General features: G+C 72.1%; 17 protein-coding genes. 6 read left to right on the plus strand and 11 right to left on the minus strand.

Annotated elements, in window-relative coordinates; genetic code table 11:
• Nucleotides 1-16: 16 nt before the first annotated feature.
• From I4I81_RS19570 to I4I81_RS19580, 3 genes are read right to left on the minus strand one after another with little or no spacing between them, the layout of a single operon-like run.
• Nucleotides 17-895, minus strand: a complete 879-nt coding sequence (locus I4I81_RS19570) for a PHP domain-containing protein (RefSeq protein ID WP_218604475.1) — start codon at nucleotides 893-895, stop codon at nucleotides 17-19.
• Nucleotides 896-911: 16 nt separating this feature from the next.
• Nucleotides 912-1,481 carry a PH domain-containing protein gene (locus tag I4I81_RS19575; protein WP_218604476.1) on the minus strand — a complete coding sequence of 190 codons (570 nt, stop codon included), beginning with the start codon at nucleotides 1,479-1,481 and terminating at the stop codon, nucleotides 912-914.
• A gap of 4 nt (nucleotides 1,482-1,485) precedes the next feature.
• The gene (locus tag I4I81_RS19580) at nucleotides 1,486-1,644 is read right to left on the minus strand and encodes a hypothetical protein (protein WP_218604477.1); all 159 of its coding nucleotides are present in this window, start codon (nucleotides 1,642-1,644) and stop codon (nucleotides 1,486-1,488) included.
• A 104-nt stretch (nucleotides 1,645-1,748) separates the two neighbouring features.
• On the opposite strand from I4I81_RS19580, the gene I4I81_RS19585 reads away from it, so the two are divergent.
• Complete coding sequence (locus I4I81_RS19585; protein ID WP_218604478.1) at nucleotides 1,749-2,144, plus strand: NUDIX hydrolase; 396 nt, start codon at nucleotides 1,749-1,751, stop codon at nucleotides 2,142-2,144.
• Here I4I81_RS19585 and I4I81_RS19590 read toward each other — a convergent pair.
• Nucleotides 2,141-2,686 carry a MaoC family dehydratase gene (locus I4I81_RS19590; protein WP_372453633.1) on the minus strand — a complete coding sequence of 182 codons (546 nt, stop codon included), beginning with the start codon at nucleotides 2,684-2,686 and terminating at the stop codon, nucleotides 2,141-2,143. The genes I4I81_RS19585 and I4I81_RS19590 overlap by 4 nt on opposite strands.
• 206 nt (nucleotides 2,687-2,892) lie before the next feature.
• On the opposite strand from I4I81_RS19590, the gene corA reads away from it, so the two are divergent.
• Together corA and I4I81_RS19600 are read left to right on the plus strand one after the other, a co-directional pair.
• On the plus strand, nucleotides 2,893-3,960 hold the full coding sequence (corA, locus tag I4I81_RS19595) for a magnesium/cobalt transporter CorA (RefSeq protein ID WP_372453634.1): 1,068 nt from the start codon (nucleotides 2,893-2,895) through the stop codon (nucleotides 3,958-3,960).
• A 51-nt stretch (nucleotides 3,961-4,011) separates the two neighbouring features.
• Nucleotides 4,012-5,007, plus strand: coding sequence for a DUF5914 domain-containing protein (locus I4I81_RS19600; protein WP_218616247.1), 996 nt, complete (start codon nucleotides 4,012-4,014; stop codon nucleotides 5,005-5,007).
• A 108-nt stretch (nucleotides 5,008-5,115) separates the two neighbouring features.
• Here the strand turns inward: I4I81_RS19600 and I4I81_RS19605 are convergent, their stop codons facing one another.
• The 5 genes from I4I81_RS19605 to I4I81_RS19625 form a co-directional block, all read right to left on the minus strand.
• Nucleotides 5,116-5,907: a class I SAM-dependent methyltransferase gene (locus tag I4I81_RS19605; protein ID WP_226363466.1), complete on the minus strand. Its 792-nt coding sequence runs from the start codon at nucleotides 5,905-5,907 to the stop codon at nucleotides 5,116-5,118.
• An 80-nt stretch (nucleotides 5,908-5,987) separates the two neighbouring features.
• Nucleotides 5,988-6,515 carry a YflT domain-containing protein gene (locus I4I81_RS19610; protein WP_218602647.1) on the minus strand — a complete coding sequence of 176 codons (528 nt, stop codon included), beginning with the start codon at nucleotides 6,513-6,515 and terminating at the stop codon, nucleotides 5,988-5,990.
• A gap of 92 nt (nucleotides 6,516-6,607) precedes the next feature.
• On the minus strand, nucleotides 6,608-7,801 hold the full coding sequence (locus tag I4I81_RS19615) for an acyl-CoA dehydrogenase family protein (protein WP_218602646.1): 1,194 nt from the start codon (nucleotides 7,799-7,801) through the stop codon (nucleotides 6,608-6,610).
• A 746-nt stretch (nucleotides 7,802-8,547) separates the two neighbouring features.
• Entirely contained in the window at nucleotides 8,548-9,507 is a 960-nt protein-coding gene (locus tag I4I81_RS19620; protein WP_218602645.1) for an HpcH/HpaI aldolase/citrate lyase family protein, read from the minus strand.
• Nucleotides 9,508-9,767: 260 nt separating this feature from the next.
• Complete coding sequence (locus I4I81_RS19625) at nucleotides 9,768-10,640, minus strand: PhzF family phenazine biosynthesis protein (RefSeq protein ID WP_218602644.1); 873 nt, start codon at nucleotides 10,638-10,640, stop codon at nucleotides 9,768-9,770.
• A gap of 183 nt (nucleotides 10,641-10,823) precedes the next feature.
• Here I4I81_RS19625 and I4I81_RS19630 point away from each other — a divergent pair, with 183 nt between their 5' ends.
• Together I4I81_RS19630 and I4I81_RS19635 are read left to right on the plus strand one after the other, a co-directional pair.
• Complete coding sequence (locus I4I81_RS19630; RefSeq protein ID WP_218602643.1) at nucleotides 10,824-12,098, plus strand: magnesium transporter MgtE N-terminal domain-containing protein; 1,275 nt, start codon at nucleotides 10,824-10,826, stop codon at nucleotides 12,096-12,098.
• On the plus strand, nucleotides 12,091-12,558 hold the full coding sequence (locus tag I4I81_RS19635) for a DUF1003 domain-containing protein (RefSeq protein ID WP_218602642.1): 468 nt from the start codon (nucleotides 12,091-12,093) through the stop codon (nucleotides 12,556-12,558). Before I4I81_RS19630 ends, I4I81_RS19635 begins: the two co-directional genes overlap by 8 nt.
• On the opposite strand, the gene I4I81_RS19640 is transcribed toward I4I81_RS19635, so the two are convergent.
• On the minus strand, nucleotides 12,536-13,015 hold the full coding sequence (locus I4I81_RS19640; RefSeq protein WP_226363467.1) for a MarR family winged helix-turn-helix transcriptional regulator: 480 nt from the start codon (nucleotides 13,013-13,015) through the stop codon (nucleotides 12,536-12,538). The two genes, I4I81_RS19635 and I4I81_RS19640, sit on opposite strands and share 23 nt — an antisense overlap.
• 57 nt (nucleotides 13,016-13,072) lie before the next feature.
• On the opposite strand from I4I81_RS19640, the gene I4I81_RS19645 reads away from it, so the two are divergent.
• The gene (locus tag I4I81_RS19645) at nucleotides 13,073-14,221 is read left to right on the plus strand and encodes an Mrp/NBP35 family ATP-binding protein (protein WP_218602640.1); all 1,149 of its coding nucleotides are present in this window, start codon (nucleotides 13,073-13,075) and stop codon (nucleotides 14,219-14,221) included.
• Nucleotides 14,222-14,241: 20 nt separating this feature from the next.
• Here the strand turns inward: I4I81_RS19645 and I4I81_RS19650 are convergent, their stop codons facing one another.
• Nucleotides 14,242-15,489, minus strand: coding sequence for an aspartate aminotransferase family protein (locus tag I4I81_RS19650; protein WP_218602639.1), 1,248 nt, complete (start codon nucleotides 15,487-15,489; stop codon nucleotides 14,242-14,244).
• Nucleotides 15,490-15,644 lie beyond the last annotated feature (155 nt).

Raw genomic sequence — 15,644 nt, forward strand, 5'->3', positions numbered from 1 at the left:
GGAGCAACGGTAGCGGTCAGCCGGTGACGACCTCGATGCCGCCCACGGCCCGCTCCACGAGCGCGTCGAGGGCGTCGGCGGCGGTGGTCTCGGCCGCGATCGGGGTGGTCTTGTTGGTGCCGTGGTAGTCGCTGGACCCGGTCGTGACCAGTCCGTGTCCGGCGGCGAGGTCGGCCAGCAGGGCCCGGTCCTCCGGGCTGTGGTCGGGGTGGTCGACCTCGACGCCGCCCAGCCCCGCCGCCGCCAGCTCGACCAGCACCGACGGCTCGATCACCCGCCCGCGCTTGCGCGCCAGCGGGTGCGCGAACACCGCCACTCCCCCGGCGGCCCGTACCATCTCGACGGCCGTGCGCACGGGCGTGTCGCGCTTGGGCACGTAGAACGGGCTGCCCGTGTAGAGCAGCTTCGCGAACGCCTCGTTGACGCTCTCGACGACGCCCGCGGCGACCAGCGCACGCGCCAGGTGCGGCCGCCCCGCGCTCGCCCCCTCGGGCAGGTAGGCGAAGACCGTCTCGACGTCGACCGGGTACCCGGCGTCGGCCATCTTCCCGACCATCCCGACGAGCCGGTGGTGGCGCTCCTCGCGCAGCCGGGTCTGCTCGGCGACGATCGCCTCGTGCGTGGGGTCGAACAGGTAGCCCAGCAGGTGGACCGACACCTCGTCGTCGTCGCGCCCCGTCTCGCTGACGCACGAGAACTCGGCCCCGCGCACGAGCCGCATCCCGGCCGGGAGCGCCGCGACGGCCTCGTCCCAGCCACCGGTCGTGTCGTGGTCGGTGATCGCGAGGACGTCGACACCCGCGGCGGCGGCCGTGGCCACCAGCCCGGTGGGCGTGTCGGTGCCGTCGGAGACGGTCGAGTGGGTGTGCAGGTCGATCCTCGGGGGGCGGGCCACGCCCGAGGTTAACCCGTCACTTCCGCCAGCGCGGGCGGGCCAGCATGCCGGTGGCGCGGGTCTTGCCCTTCTCCCCGAACACCAGCTCGGAGAGCGCTTCGTAGATCTCCTCGGGGCGCGGCATGTAGTCGATCCGGTTGAGCGCCTGGATCTGACCCGCCGACTCCACGATCATCGTGCCGTAGCCGAACATCCGGCCGCCCAGCGTGCGCTGGAACGTGAGGTCGGTGACCTTGCCCAGCGGCATCATCTTGACGTTGTGGACGATGATCCCCTCGGCCAGCATCACGCGCTTGTCGGTGATCACGATGCGCTCGATCCACCACAGGATCGTCAGCACGGTGAACCGCAGTACGGCGACCAGGCCCAGGTAGAACGTGATGTTGTCGGCGACGACCGCGCCGAAGCCGGGTGTGCCGGAGGCGGGGGTGTTCGGCTCGATCCACAGCTGGACGATCACCAGCAGGAGCAGGAACAGCGCCGTCTCCGTGAGGTGCTTCATCATCACGGCCCAGTGCTGACGCACGCGGATGACCCGCCGCTCCGTCGGGAGCAGGTACTCGTCGATCTCGCGGGGGGCGAGCACGGCCTTACACGAGCTCGGTGAAGAACGTGACGAGCGAGTTGGCGGCGTTCGTGAGGATGTTGCCGATGTTCTGCACCGAGTCGGCGGCGCTCCCCGGCTGAGTGACCACGAAGAAGATCAGCAGCGCGATCGCGAGCAGTCCGACGATCTTCCTGACGTTCACCCGTACCACCGTTCCGAACCGAAGTGGGTCTGACTACGACTTGATTTGTACAGCACCCGCGCGGTCCAGGGTATCCGGCACGCGGGCAAGTACGGTGCGCATCTGTGACCGAACGTAACGATCTGACTCCCTGTGTGGGGGGCCTGGCGTACGACGCCGTGGGTCGGTTGTTGCTCATCCGCCGCGGGAACGAGCCTGGTCGCGGGCTGTGGTCCGTGCCGGGCGGGCGCGTCGAGGCCGGTGAGGACGACGCGGCCGCACTGATGCGCGAGATGCGCGAGGAGACCGGTCTCGACGTCGCCCCCGGTCGCCTGATCGGGCGAGTGACGCGGGGCCCGTACCTGATCTCCGACTACGCCTGCACCGTGCTCGGCGGCGCGCTGCTCGCCGGCGACGACGCGCTCGATGCCCGGTGGTGCTCCGCTGCCGACCTCGCCGCGCTCCCCCTCGTCGACGAGCTCGTGCAGACGCTCGCGACGTGGGGGGCGCTGCCCGCCTAGACCTGAGGGGTCGGGCGCCCGGCCTGCTCGCCGCCGCGCGCGTCGCCGTAGGACTTCTTGGGGATCATGACCTTGCGCCGGAACGTGCACACGACGGTGCCGTCCTGCTTGTAGCCGCGCGTCTCGACGTAGACGACGCCGCGGTCGTCCTTCGACTTCGACGGCGTCTTGTCCAGCACCTCGGTCTCGCCGTAGATGGTGTCGCCGTGGAACGTCGGCTTGGTGTGCTTGAGCGACTCGACCTCCAGGTTGGCGATCGCCTTGCCCGACACGTCCGGCACGCTCATGCCGAGCAGGAGCGAGTAGATGTAGTTGCCCACCACCACGTTCTTGCCGAACTCGGTGGTCTCCTCGGCGAAGTGCGCGTCGAGGTGCAGCGGGTGGTGGTTCATCGTGATCAGACAGAAGAGGTGGTCGTCGTACTCGGTGACCGTCTTCCCGGGCCAGTGCTTGTAGACCGCGCCGACCTCGAACTCCTCGTAGTACCGCCCGAACTGCAACGTGAACGCCTCCTCAGCCGATGTACTGCCCGGAGGAGTAATCTAGTCAACGGCCCGTCGGACGGCGGGTAGTGATCGACACATGAGATGTGAGGTGAGCGCGGTGCCGACGGCACCCGGTTGTAGTAGTCGCCGCGCCTCCGACCGAGCCCGCCACTAGCGGGTTCCTCCGGGTCCGGGGCGCGTTCCGTGCGTTCCGAGTTTCCTGGAGGTACCCCGTGCCGCCGTTGTCCTCGATCCGTCCCGCCATCCGGGCCGCGTCGCGCATCACCACCCGCATCTCCGAGCCGCTGCTTCCCAAGCTCCGCGTGCCCGTCTCCGCCTACGTCGTCGACTGTGCCGTGTACGTCGACGGCGAGCGCCTCCCCGGCCGCTGGACCCACGACGGCGCGCTCGCCGAGGTCCGCAAGCGTGAGGAGGGCTTCGTCTGGATCGGGCTGCACGAGCCCGACGAGGAGCAGATCACCAGCATCGCCGACGTCTTCGGGCTGCACGAGCTCGCCGTCGAGGACGCCGTGCACGCCCACCAGCGCCCCAAGCTGGAGCGCTACGAGGACATGTTGTTCATGGTCCTCAAGACCGTCTGCTACATCGGCAACGGGCAGCCCACCGCCGAGCACGAGATCGTGGAGACCGGCGAGGTCATGGTGTTCGTGGGGTCCGACTTCGCGATCACCGTCCGGCACGGCAAGCACTCCTCCCTGCGCGACGTCCGCAGCCGGCTCGAGGCCGACCCCGAGCAGCTCGCACTCGGCCCCGCCGCCGTGCTGCACGCCATCGCCGACCGCGTCGTCGACACCTACCTCGAGGTCACCGAGGCCATCGAGGACGACATCGACGAGCTGGAGGCGCAGGTCTTCACGCCGCGCTCCACGATGGACGCCGAGCAGATCTACGTCATGAAGCGCGAGGTGCTGGAGCTGCGGCGCGCGGTCGTCCCGCTGTCGACGCCGCTGCGCAAGCTGACCGAGGGCTACAGCGCGCTGATCCCGCACGACGTGCGCTCCTACTTCCGTGACGTCGACGACCACCTCGTCACCGTCGTCGAGCGTGTCGCGGGGTTCAACGAACTCCTCACCACGCTCGTGGACGCGTCGCTGGCGAAGATCACGATGCAGCAGAACAACGACATGCGGAAGATCACCGCCTACGCCGCGCTGATCACGGTGCCCACGATGATCGCCGGCATCTACGGCATGAACTTCGAGTACATGCCGGAGCTCTCGCAGCCGCTGGGCTATCCGGCCGTACTGCTGTCCATCGTGCTGATCTGCGGTTTCCTGTTCCGGCAGTTCCGGCGCAACCACTGGTTGTGACGCTCGCGGGTCGACGCGCCGCGCCCCGGGCGCAGCCCTAGCCTGGGGCGCGTGAACGAGCACCGTTCCGACCGCCCCGTCAACCCCCTGCGCCTGCTCCGCCGCCCGGAATGGGCCGAGCAGTCCCCGACCTGGGCCGACGCCAGGCCCGGCATCATCCGGGCCGCGCTGGCCCGGGCGCGGGCCCGGCCGTCGGGGGGCTGGTTCGTGGTGGCCGGGAGCAGGGAGGTCCGGCCCGGGACGACGTTCGGCCGGGTCGTCGGCGGGCGCGAGGTGATCCTGTGGCGCTCCGCCGACGGCACCCTGCACGCGGGCCCCGGCGCCTGCCCGCACCTGGGCGCGGCACTGTGCGACACCCCCGTCCACGACGGGCGGGTCGTCTGCCGCTGGCACGGGCTCGCGCTCGGCCCCGAGGGACGGCCGGGCTGGCGCACCTTCCCCGCCCACGACGACGGAGTGCTGGCCTGGGTGCGGCTGGAGGAGGCGGGCGAGGCCGTCACCGACGCCCCGGTGCTCGGACCCCGCCCCGACCCGGCCCGCAGCCTCCCGACGGTCGCCACCGTGATCGGCCGGTGCGAGCCGGAGGACGTCCTGGCCAACCGGCTCGACCCGTGGCACGGCGCGTGGTTCCACCCGTACTCGTTCGCGAACCTGCGGGTGCTGTCGGCTCCCCCGCTCGACTGCCCGCCCGCCGAGGACCGCTTCCTCGTCGAGGTCACCTTCACCCTCGGCCGTCGGCTCGGCGTGCCGGTGAAGGCCGAGTTCACCTGCCCGGACCCCCGCACGATCACGATGGAGATCGTCGACGGCGAGGGCAGCGGCTCGGTCGTCGAGACCCATGCGACGCCCCTGCGCCCCGGTCCGGACGGCCGCCCCCGCACCGCCGTCGTCGAGGCCGTCGTCGCCCACTCGGACCGGCCGGGGTTCGGGCACTCCCGCAGGGTCGCGGCGGCGATCCGTCCGCTGGTCACGATCGTCGCGAAGCGGCTGTGGCGCGACGACCTCGACTACGCCGAACGCCGCTACGACCTGCGCTCCCGCCACTGACCCACCGACCGTGCAGACCGCACGGTCGCGGTGGACGGGCCACGACGTGTGCACGGGGGCGGCCCGGTGTGCACCGTGCCCGCGGTGCCCCCGCGTCCGGCCCGGTGGCTACTTCGTCAGGTCCAGGCCGTCGGGCGGGGTGGGGGCCTCGGAGTCGGCACCGGCCGCGACGCCGGGGCTGCGGCCGAGGAACGTGTGCACGATGTGCTGCTGCCAGCCCGGCATCGTCTGCACGCGGACGTCCTCGAAGCCCACCGCCGTCATCCGGCCGGTGAAGTCCTCGACGCCGTCGAAGTCGAGGACGCTGCGCCACAGGTAGCGGTAGAGGTCGGTCGAGCCGGTGCGCAGCCGCCCCATCGGGATGATCACGCCCCAGCACACCGACGTCCAGACCGCGCGGCTGCGGGCTGAGTCGCGCACGGAGTACTCGTGCACGGCCAGCGGAGCGCCCGGCTTGAGCAGCCCGCGGTAACGCCGCAGCGCGGCGTTGCGGTCGGTCAGGTTGCGCAGCAGGTACGCGGCGAGGATGCCGTCGTAGGGCCCGGCGAACTTGGCCGGGTCGAGGTCCTCGGCGTTGGCGTGCACGAACCGCACGGTCGACGGCCAGGTCTTGCGCGTCGCCTGCGCGAGCATCTCCGCGGACGCGTCGACGGCGGTGATCTGCGCCTGCGGGGCCGCGTCGAGCAGCGCGGCCGTGGAGGCACCCGTGCCGCAGCCGAGATCGAGCAGCCGCAGCCCGGCGCCGCCCCCGGCCAGCCCCATGCGCTTCGCCGAGAGCCGCAGGTGCTCGTGGTAGCCGGGGTTGGAGCCGACCAGCTTGTCGTAGGTGCGCGCGTGCACGTCGAACGACCGCGAGACGTTGCCGGCGTCGATCCGGCCGGGCTGCTGCTTGGGGCTCACGGGACCGATCCTCCCGCACCGGCGCCGCCCGGGCCCACCGGTGCGTCGCACGTGGACCGACCGGGTGGCACCGGGGCGGGTCAGCTCTGCTGGATCGGGCCGCCCATCGCCAGCTTGGCCAGGAGCTCGCGGGCCTTCTCCGCGTTGCGGGGCTGGCACAGGACGTCGTAGCGGCCGGCGACCATCTGGCTGGCCGAGGTGAAGTCGCGCCGGCCGCGGGTGGCGCCGTAGCCGACGGCCGCGAAGACCAGCCCGAACACGACGCCGCTGGCCAGGCCGACCAGGATCGGCCCGAAGGTGCCGCCCTCGCTGCCGCTGAACAGGCTCAGCAGCAACCCGACGAACAGCCCGAACCAGGCCCCCGACGCCGCGCCGGACATCAGCACCCGGCCCCAGGTCAGCCGGCCGATCACGCGCTCCACCAGCATCAGGTCGACACCGACGATCGTGACGTCGCGGACCGGGAAGTCGGAGTCGGCCAGGTGGTCGACGGCCCGCTGCGCCTCCTCGTAGGTGGCGTACGAGCCGACCGGCCAGCCGGTGGGCGGGGTCGGCAGGTTGGGCAGGCCGGGCGCGGTGCGCGCGGGCCCGCCGAACGGTGTGCTCATTTCGGGCCTCCGTGGGTGGTGTGTCTGCTTCTACAACGCCTCGGCCTGCACCGTAGTGCCGCAGACGGCACGGATCACACCCGGATCGAGACCTACCGGAGCTTGTACTCCTTCAGCAGGCCGCGGCTGATGATCGTCTTCTGGATCTCCGAGGTGCCCTCGCCGATGAGCAGGAACGGGGCCTCGCGCATCAGGCGCTCGATCTCGTACTCCTTGGAGTAGCCGTAGCCGCCGTGGATGCGGAAGGACTCCTGCGTCACCTCGGCGCAGTACTCCGACGCGATCAGCTTCGCCATGCCCGACTCGACGTCGAACCGCTCGCCGGAGTCCTTCAGCCGCGCGGCGTTGACCATCATCAGGTGCGCGGCCTCGACCTTGGTGGCCATCTCGGCGAGCTTGAACGCGATCGCCTGGTGCTGGGCGATCGGCTTGCCGAACGTGGAGCGCTGCTGGGCGTACTCGACGGCCAGCTCGAACGCGCGGATCGAGATGCCGCAGGCGCGGGCGGCGACGTTGACGCGGCCGACCTCGACGCCGTCCATCATCTGGGCGAAGCCGCCGCCGCGCTTGCCGCCGAGGATCCGGTCGGCGGGCACCCGGTGGCCCTTGAACACCATCTCGGTGGTGTCGACGCCCTTGTAGCCCATCTTGTCGATCTTGCCGGGGATGATCAGGCCCGGGGCGACCTCGCCGTAGCCGACCGGCTTCTCCACCAGGAAGCAGGTGAGGTTCTGGTAGGGCTTGGGCTGCCCCTCGTCGGTCTTGACCAGTACCGCGGTGAGCGTGGACGTGCCGCCGTTGGTCAGCCACATCTTCGCGCCGTCGATGACGAAGTCGTCGCCGTCCTGCACGGCCTTCGTCTTGATCGCGGCGACGTCGGAGCCGAGGTCGGGCTCGGACATCGAGAACGAGCCGCGGGTCTCCCCCAGCGCCATCTGCGGCAGGTACTTCGCCTTCTGCTCCGGCGTGCCGTGATGGGCGATCATGTGCGCCACGATGAAGTGGGTGTTGATCACGCCCGAGACGCTCATCCAGCCGCGCGCGATCTGCTCGACGACGAGCGCGTAGGTCAGCAGCGACTCACCGAGCCCGCCGAACTCCTCGGGGATGGTGAGCCCGAACAGGCCCATCTCCTTCATCCCGTCGACGATGTCCTGCGGGTACGCGTCGGCGTGCTCCAGGGCCGTGGCGTGCGGGATGATCTCCTTGTCCACGAACGTCTTGACCGTGGACAGGATCTCCTGCTGGATCTCGGTGAGACCTGCGGTCTGGGCGAGCCGGGCCATGGTCATTCCTCCGGACGGACGATCGGCCGCCGGGTGCGTCCCGGCGCTGGGTACTGGGTGGTAAGTATCCTGTGCGACCCGGTCCGGCAGCGCGGTGAACCCTGTGAACCTCCCCACGACCACCCGGTCGGGCTCCGGGTGGGATCGCGTCCGCGGACCGGGAGATCGGCTCCACCGCACGCTGCGGCCCTGGTCAGGGCGCTGATGCGCGGGTAGCGGTGATCATGGCCGCTTCGGTGGCCGGGTGACCCCGCTCTCGCCGCGGTCGTCGGCTCCCGGCCGCTCACCCCGTCGTCGCGGGTGCTGGAGGTGGGCTGCGGCCCGGGTGCGGCCGCCCATGCGGTCGCCGGGGCGCCTGGTCGACGGCCGGGTCGTCGCGATCGACCGCTCGGCCGCAGCGGTCGCCGCGCCTGCGCCCGCGCCTGCGCCTGCGCCTGCGCCTGCGCCGAGGAGATCGACGCCGGGCGGATCGACGTGCGCCAGGTCGCGATCGAGGACCTCGTCCGGCGACCGGACGAGCCCCGTTCGACGTGGTGTTCGCGGTGCGGGTGGGGGCGCTGGAGGGCCGCCACCCGTGGCGGGGCGGGCGGCCCGGGCCCGGATCGCCGCCGCGCTCGCTCCCGGCGGCCGCGTGTTCGTCGACGGCCGGCCGACACCGCTACCGGTGCGCCGCGGGTGAGATCGACGTCATCGGGGTTCCGACGGCGCCCGACCCCAGTGGTGTCGATCTCACCCGTGCTGCCGGGTCAGGACTCCGGCGGGGTCCACCGGTCGGTGCGCTCCATGCCTGCGGCCCGGCCCTTGCCCGAGATCACCAGGGCCATCTTGCGGCTGGCCTCGTCGATCATCTCGTCGCCGATCATCGCCGCGCCGCGCTTGCCGCCCGCCTCGGAGGTGAAGTACTCGTAGGCGTCGAGGATGTTCTCGGCGTGGTCGTAGTCGCTCTGCAGCGGGCTGTAGGTCTCGTTGGCCGCGTCGATCTGGCCGGGGTGCAGCACCCACTTGCCGTCGAAGCCGAGCGCGGCGGAGCGGCCCGCGACGCGACGGAAGCCGTCGACGTCCTTGATCTGCAGGTACGGGCCGTCGATGGCCTGCTTGTCGTAGGCCCGCGCCGCCATGAGGATGCTCATGAGGATGTGGTGGTAGGCGTCGCCGACGTCGTAGCCGGGGGGCTGCTCGCCCACCACGAGCGACTTCATGTTGATCGAGGCCATGAAGTCGGCCGGGCCGAAGATGATGGTCTCGACGCGCGGCGAGGCGGCGGCGATGGCGTTGACGTTGGTCAGGCCCAGCGCGTTCTCGATCTGCGCCTCGATGCCGATCTTCCCGATCTCGTAGCCCATCGACTTCTCGATCTGGGTGAGCAGCAGGTCCAGCGCGACGACCTGCTCGGCCGTCTGCACCTTCGGCAGCATGATCGCGTCGAGGTTGGCGCCCGCACCCTCGACGACCTCGGTGACGTCGCGGTAGGTCCACTCCGTGGTCCAGTCGTTCACGCGGACGACCCGGATCTTGTCCTCCCAGCCGCCCTCGTTGAGCGCCGAGACGATCGTCTTGCGGGCACCGGGCTTGGCCAGCGGCGCGCACGCGTCCTCGAGGTCGAGGAAGACCTGGTCGGCCGGCAGCGTCCGGGCCTTGTCGATGAACTTCTGACTCGACCCCGGCACGGCCAGGCACGAGCGGCGGGGACGGATCTGATTGGTCATCGGTGAAGGCTCCTCGTCGACGTCGGCGGGTGGACCTGGATGCTGGCACGGAGTGCCGCTGCGCGGCGCCCCGGGGTGATGGGCTTCTCACCCGGCGGCGGGCCGTCCGGGCGTCGGCCAGGTCGAACGCGCCGAGCACCAGCACCACCAGCGCGGTGACCGCCACCGGCGGGAACCAGATCACCACCGGGCCTGCGCCGCATCACCGAAGGACAGTAAGACATCTTCCCCGCCTCACCGGGCACGCCGCGGTAGCGCCGTCACAGCGGCGGCGACGCCACCAGCTCGCCGCGGGCCACGGGCCTCACCGTGCCCCGGACCGACGTGCGGACGGCCGCGCCCGCATCGGCGTGCACCAGCACACCGAGCGTCGACGGGCGGCCGATCTCCGCGCCCTGCGCCACCGTGAAGCCGCTCTGGCCGTCGGCCGCCAGCACCCCGCGATCGACGAGGAACACCGCCAGCGCGACGGCGGCGGAGCCGGTGGCCGGGTCCTCCGTCACGCCGACGTCAGGGGCGAACATCCGCATGTGCGCGGCGGAGGCGCCCGCGTCGAACGACACCACCACCAGCCCGACGAGTCCGTCGGTGAGCGCGCGGACCGCGGTCGGGTCCGGGACGGCCCTGGCCACCGCGTCCGGCCGGACGACGACGTACGCGTACGGCACGCCCGCCCCGGCCACCCCGGCGGGCACCGCCGCGTCGACGTCGGCCGCAGCGAGCCCGACGGCCGCGGCGAGCGCGTCCCCGTCGAGCGACGGCCCGACCTCGGACGCCCCACCGGTGACCTGCGCGCCGTGGTCGTCGACGCGCACGGGGAGCAGACCGGCCCCGCACTCCTGCACGACCTCCCCGGTGGAGATCAGCCCGTCGCGGGCCAGGACCCAGGCCGCCCCGACGCTCGGGTGCCCGGCGAAGGGCAGCTCGCGCCCGGGAGTGAAGATCCGCAGGCGGTAGTCGGCCCCGCCGGTGGGGGGCAGCGGGAACGCCGTCTCCGACAGGTTGAACTCCCCGGCGATCGCCTGCATCTGCCCGGCGGTCAGCCCGTGGGCGCCGTGCACGACGGCCAGCGGGTTGCCGGCGTAGGCGCGGTCGGTGAAGACGTCGACGACGTCGTAGCGCAACGGGATCATGTCGCCTGTCCTGTCATGCGTCCTGTCTACCGGCCCGCCACGCGAACAGGCCGGGCGACCCGGGGCGGCGACACCGGATCGCCGCGAGCGCGGCGGACACGTCGATCCCCGTCGTGGCCCCCGCCGGACACGACCGGAGACGGTAGCCGGGGCGGGTTGGACCAGCGCTCTACGCTGCGCCCCATGGCCATGGACCGTGTCTTCGTCGCACGGCTGGTCGGGCTGTCCGTGTTCGGCCCGGACGGCGAGCGGATCGGCCGGGTGCGCGACGTCGTCGTCACGGTCCGCGTCGACGCCAACCCGCCGCGGGTCCTCGGGCTGCTCGTGGAGATGGTCACGCGGCGGCGGATCTTCGTGCCGATGCTGCGGGTCACCTCGATCGACCCCGGCGCGGTCACACTGGCCACCGGATCGGTGAGCCTGCGCGGGTTCACCCAGCGGCCGAACGAGACGCTGGTCGTCGGCCAGCTCCTCGACGCCCCGGTCACCATCGACGACGGCGGGACGACGGCCGTCGTCGTCGACGCGGCGATCGAGCCGACCCGCTCGCGGGACTGGGTGGTCAGCCGCCTCGCGGTACGGGCCCGGCGGCACGGCCTGACGCGGCGCGGGCACGTGCAGGAGCTGCCGTGGAGCGCCGTCACCGGGCTCTCCCTCACCGACCGCCAGGGCACCGCGGGCCTGCTGTCGGTGTTCGAGACGATGCGCGCCGCCGACGTCGCCGCGGCACTGTCGGAGCTGCCGGCGAAGCGACAGCACGAGGTCGTCGACAACCTCGACGACGAGCGGCTCGCCGACGTGTTCGAGGAGATGTCCGACCACGACCAGCGCACGCTGCTCGCCCACCTCGACTCGGAGCGCGCGGCCGACGTGCTGGAGGCGATGAGCCCCGACGACGCCGCCGACCTCCTCGGCGACCTGCCCACGGCCGAGTCCGACGCCCTGCTCGCGCTCATGGAACCCGGCGAGTCGGCCCCGGTGCGCCGCCTGATGAGCTACTCCTCGGACACCGCGGGCGGGCTGATGACGCCGGAGCCGGTGATCCTGCGCCCCGACGCCACCGTCGCGGAGGCCCTCGCCCGCATCCGCAACCCCGACCTCCCCGTCGCGCTGGCCAGCATGGTGTTCGTCTGCCGCCCGCCCGCCGAGACGCCGACCGGGCGCTACCTCGGGTGCGCCCACGTCCAGCGGTTGCTGCGGGAAGCCCCGTTCCAGCTGGTCGCCGGGGTGCTCGACACCGACCTCGCCCGCCTGTCCCCCGCCGCGACGCTCGGCGAGATCGCGCGGTACTTCGCGGCGTACAACCTCGTGGCGGGGCCGGTCGTCGACGACGAGGACCACCTGCTCGGCGCCGTCACCGTCGACGACGTCCTCGACCACCTGCTCCCGACGGACTGGCGCGACCGGTTCACCGACGAGGCAGCGCACGACCCGGAGCCGGAGACCACCGATGCCTGACGCCCCCCGCAGGCGGCTCGACCGGCCCGGCCGTCGCCGCTTCGAGCTCGATCCCGACGCCTTCGCGAAGTTCTCCGAGCGCATCGCCCGGTTCCTCGGCACGGGGCGGTTCCTGGCGATCCAGACCGTCATCGTGATCGTCTGGATCGTGCTCAACCTGGTCGCGGTGTCGCTGCGCTGGGACCCCTACCCGTTCATCCTGCTCAACCTGGCCTTCTCCACCCAGGCCGCGTACGCCGCGCCGCTGATCCTGCTGGCGCAGAACCGCCAGGACGACCGCGACCGGGTGGCACTCGACGAGGACCGCACCCGCGCCGAGCGCACCAAGGCCGACACCGAGTACCTGGCGCGCGAGCTGGCCGCGCTGCGGATCGCGGTGGGCGAGGTCGTCACCCGCGACTACCTGCGGGGCGAGCTGGAGCGCCTAGGGGAGAAGGTCAGCCCGAGAGTCGGCGGCTGATCCGTTCGAGGGCGCACAGGTCGTCGGCGTCGAGGCGGGCGACGAAGTGCCGCAGCACGCCCGCCAGATGTGTGCGCGAGGCCACCCGCAACCGCTGGTAGCCCTCGTCGGTCAGCTCCGCGGCCACGCCCCGGCCGTCGCCCTCGACGCGCGTGCGCGCCACCAATCCGACGCGCTCCATGCGGTCGACGAGCCGCGTGACCCCGGAGCGCGAGAGCAGCACGGCGTCGGCCAGCTCCGTCATCCGCAGCCGGCGGTCCGGGGCCTCGGCCAGCTGCACCAGCACGTCGTATGCGGCCAGCGACAGGTCCTGCTCCGCGACGAGCTCCGACTCCAGCGCCCGCGTGATCGTCGCGTGGGCCCGCAGGAACGCCCGCCAGGCCGTCAGCTGGTCGACCGACGGGGTGACGCGCGCCGCAGCGGTCGAGGCGGTGTCGGTCACGTCACGGGAGGGCACGTCCAGGGATGGTACGGACCGGCGGGCGGGATCCGGCCGTCCACGTAGCATGACGGGGTGTCCACCTCCACTGAGACCACCACGATCGAGCAGGCCGTGCGCGCTGCTCTGGCCACCGTCGAGGACCCGGAGATCCACAAGCCGATCACCGACCTCGGGATGGTCAAGAGCGTGTCGGTGTCCCCGGAGGGCATCGCGCACATCGGCGTGTACCTCACGGTGGCCGGCTGCCCCATGAAGGACACGATCACGAAGCGCGTCACCGCCGCTGTGGGCGCCGTCGCCGGCGTCAGCGAGGTCACGGTCGAGCTCGACGTCATGAACGACGAGCAGCGCACCGAGCTGCGCCGCGGGCTGCGCGGTGACGCGGCCGAGCCGGTCATCCCGTTCGCGCAGCCGGGATCGATGACCCGCGTGTACTGCGTCGCGTCGGGCAAGGGCGGGGTCGGCAAGTCGTCGATCACGGTCAACCTGGCCGCCGCGATGGCCGCCCGCGGCCTGTCCGTGGGCGTGGTCGACGCCGACATCTACGGCCACTCGATCCCGCGCATGCTGGGCACCACCACCCTGCCCACCAAGGTCGACGACATGATCATGCCGCCGCAGGCGCACGACGTGAAGGTCATCTCGATCGGCATGTTCACGCCGGGCAACGAGGCCGTCGTGTGGCGCGGCCCGATGCTGCACCGCGCGCTGCAGCAGTTCCTCGCCGACGTGTTCTGGGGCGACCTCGACATCCTGCTGCTCGACCTGCCCCCGGGCACCGGGGACATCGCCATCTCCACCGCGCAGCTCATCCCCAACGCCGAACTGCTCGTCGTCACCACACCGCAGCAGGCCGCGGCCGAGGTCGCCGAGCGGGCCGGGTCGATCGCGCTGCAGACCAAGCAGCGCATCGCGGGCGTCGTCGAGAACATGTCGTGGATGGAGCTGCCCGACGGCTCGCGGATGGAGATCTTCGGGTCCGGCGGCGGGCAGACCGTGGCCGACTCGCTGACCCGCGCGATCGGCGCGCCGGTGCCGCTGCTGGGCCAGATCCCGCTGGAGACGGCGCTGCGCGAGTGCGGCGACGCCGGCACCCCGATCGTCCTGGAGCACCCGGACAGCGCGAGCGCGAAGGCCCTGAAGAAGGTGGCCGACAAGCTCACGACCCGCGCCCGCGGCCTGGCCGGGATGAGCCTGAACCTGACGCCGGTCAGCCGCTGACGCGGCCCGTGCGCGACCGGTCAGGCGCGCACGGCCTCCGACCACAGCGCCACGCCGTCGTCGATCTGCTCGGCGGTGACGATCAGCGGCGGGATCATCCGGACGACGTTGCCGAACGGGCCGCAGGTCAGCAGCAGCAGGCCGCGCTCGGCCGCGGCCGCATGGGCCTTCGCCGCCGCGGCCGCGTCGGGCGCCCCGTCCGGCGTCAGGAACTCGTTGCCGACCATCAGGCCCAGGCCACGGACGTCGGCGATGCCGGGGTGCTCGACGGCCACCTTGCGCAGGCCCTCCAACAGCCGCAGGCCCTGCTCCCCCGCGTTGGCGACGAGGTTCTCGTCCTGGATGACGTCGAGCGTGGCCAGCGCGGCGGCGCAGGACACCGCGTTGCCGCCGTAGGTGCCGCCCTGCGAGCCCGGCAGCGCCTTGCTCATGATCGCCTCGGGGGCCGCGATCGCGGAGAGCGGGAAGCCCGACGCGAGCCCCTTCGCGGTGATCAGGATGTCGGGGGTGACGCCGTCGGCGTGCTGGTGGCCCCAGAACTTCCCGGTGCGGCCGTAGCCGGTCTGCACCTCGTCGGCGATCAGCAGGATGCCGTGCGCGTCGGCGCGCTCACGCAGGCCCCGCAGGAACGCGGGCGACGTCGGGACGTAGCCGCCCTCGCCGAGGACCGGCTCGATGAGGAACGCGGCGACGTCGCGCGCGGGCGCGGCGGTGACCAGGATCCGGTCGAGCTCCTTGAGGCAGAACGCGACCGTCTCCTCCTCGGTCCAGCCGTAGCGGAACGCGTAGGGGAACGGCGCGAACGCGACCCCGCCCATCATCGGGCCGATGCCCGCGCGGATCTTCCCGCCGGACGTCGTGAGGGCGGCGGCACCCATCGTGCGGCCGTGGAAGCCGCCGTCGAACGCGATGATCGTCTGACGGCCGGTGGCGTGGCGGGCGAGGCGCACCGACGCCTCGACGGCCTCGCTGCCGGAGTTGAGGAAGAACACGCGGTCGATGCCCGCCGGCAGGACCTCGCCGAGGCGCTCGGTGAGCTTGAGCAGCGGCTGGTGCATGACGGTCGTGTACTGACCGTGGATCAGCGTGCCGACCTGTTCCTGCGCGGCCGCGACGACGCGCGGGTGACAGTGCCCGGTGCTGGTGACCCCGATGCCCGCGGTGAAGTCGAGGTGCCGGCGGCCGTCGGTGTCGTACAGGTAGACGCCCTCGCCACGCGCGACCTGCACGGGGGTCGCCTGCTGGAGGACGGGGGACAGCCGAGCCATGAGCACTCCTGATGTTGTCGGATTGTCGACAACGTCGAGGGAAACACATGCGCCCGGGCCGGGGCAAGACTCGGGCCCCGACGAACTCCACGAGGACCGGGGCGGGGACGTCTTCGATCCACCCCGTGGTCCCGGCCCTCGACCAGCCCGACCTG

The sequence above is a fragment of the Pseudonocardia abyssalis genome, from assembly GCF_019263705.2.
Lineage (GTDB): Bacteria > Actinomycetota > Actinomycetes > Mycobacteriales > Pseudonocardiaceae > Pseudonocardia > Pseudonocardia abyssalis.

Excerpts from the sequence above, each read along its gene's own strand:
- I4I81_RS19610 (WP_218602647.1), bottom strand. The coding sequence starts at position 6,515 with ATGAGCACACCGTTCGGCGGGCCCGCGCGCACCGCGCCCGGCCTGCCC.
- I4I81_RS19615 (WP_218602646.1), bottom strand. The coding sequence starts at position 7,801 with ATGGCCCGGCTCGCCCAGACCGCAGGTCTCACCGAGATCCAGCAGGAG.
- I4I81_RS19620 (WP_218602645.1), bottom strand. The coding sequence starts at position 9,507 with ATGACCAATCAGATCCGTCCCCGCCGCTCGTGCCTGGCCGTGCCGGGG.
- I4I81_RS19625 (WP_218602644.1), bottom strand. The coding sequence starts at position 10,640 with ATGATCCCGTTGCGCTACGACGTCGTCGACGTCTTCACCGACCGCGCC.
- I4I81_RS19630 (WP_218602643.1), top strand. The coding sequence starts at position 10,824 with ATGGCCATGGACCGTGTCTTCGTCGCACGGCTGGTCGGGCTGTCCGTG.
- I4I81_RS19635 (WP_218602642.1), top strand. The coding sequence starts at position 12,091 with ATGCCTGACGCCCCCCGCAGGCGGCTCGACCGGCCCGGCCGTCGCCGC.
- I4I81_RS19650 (WP_218602639.1), bottom strand. The coding sequence starts at position 15,489 with ATGGCTCGGCTGTCCCCCGTCCTCCAGCAGGCGACCCCCGTGCAGGTC.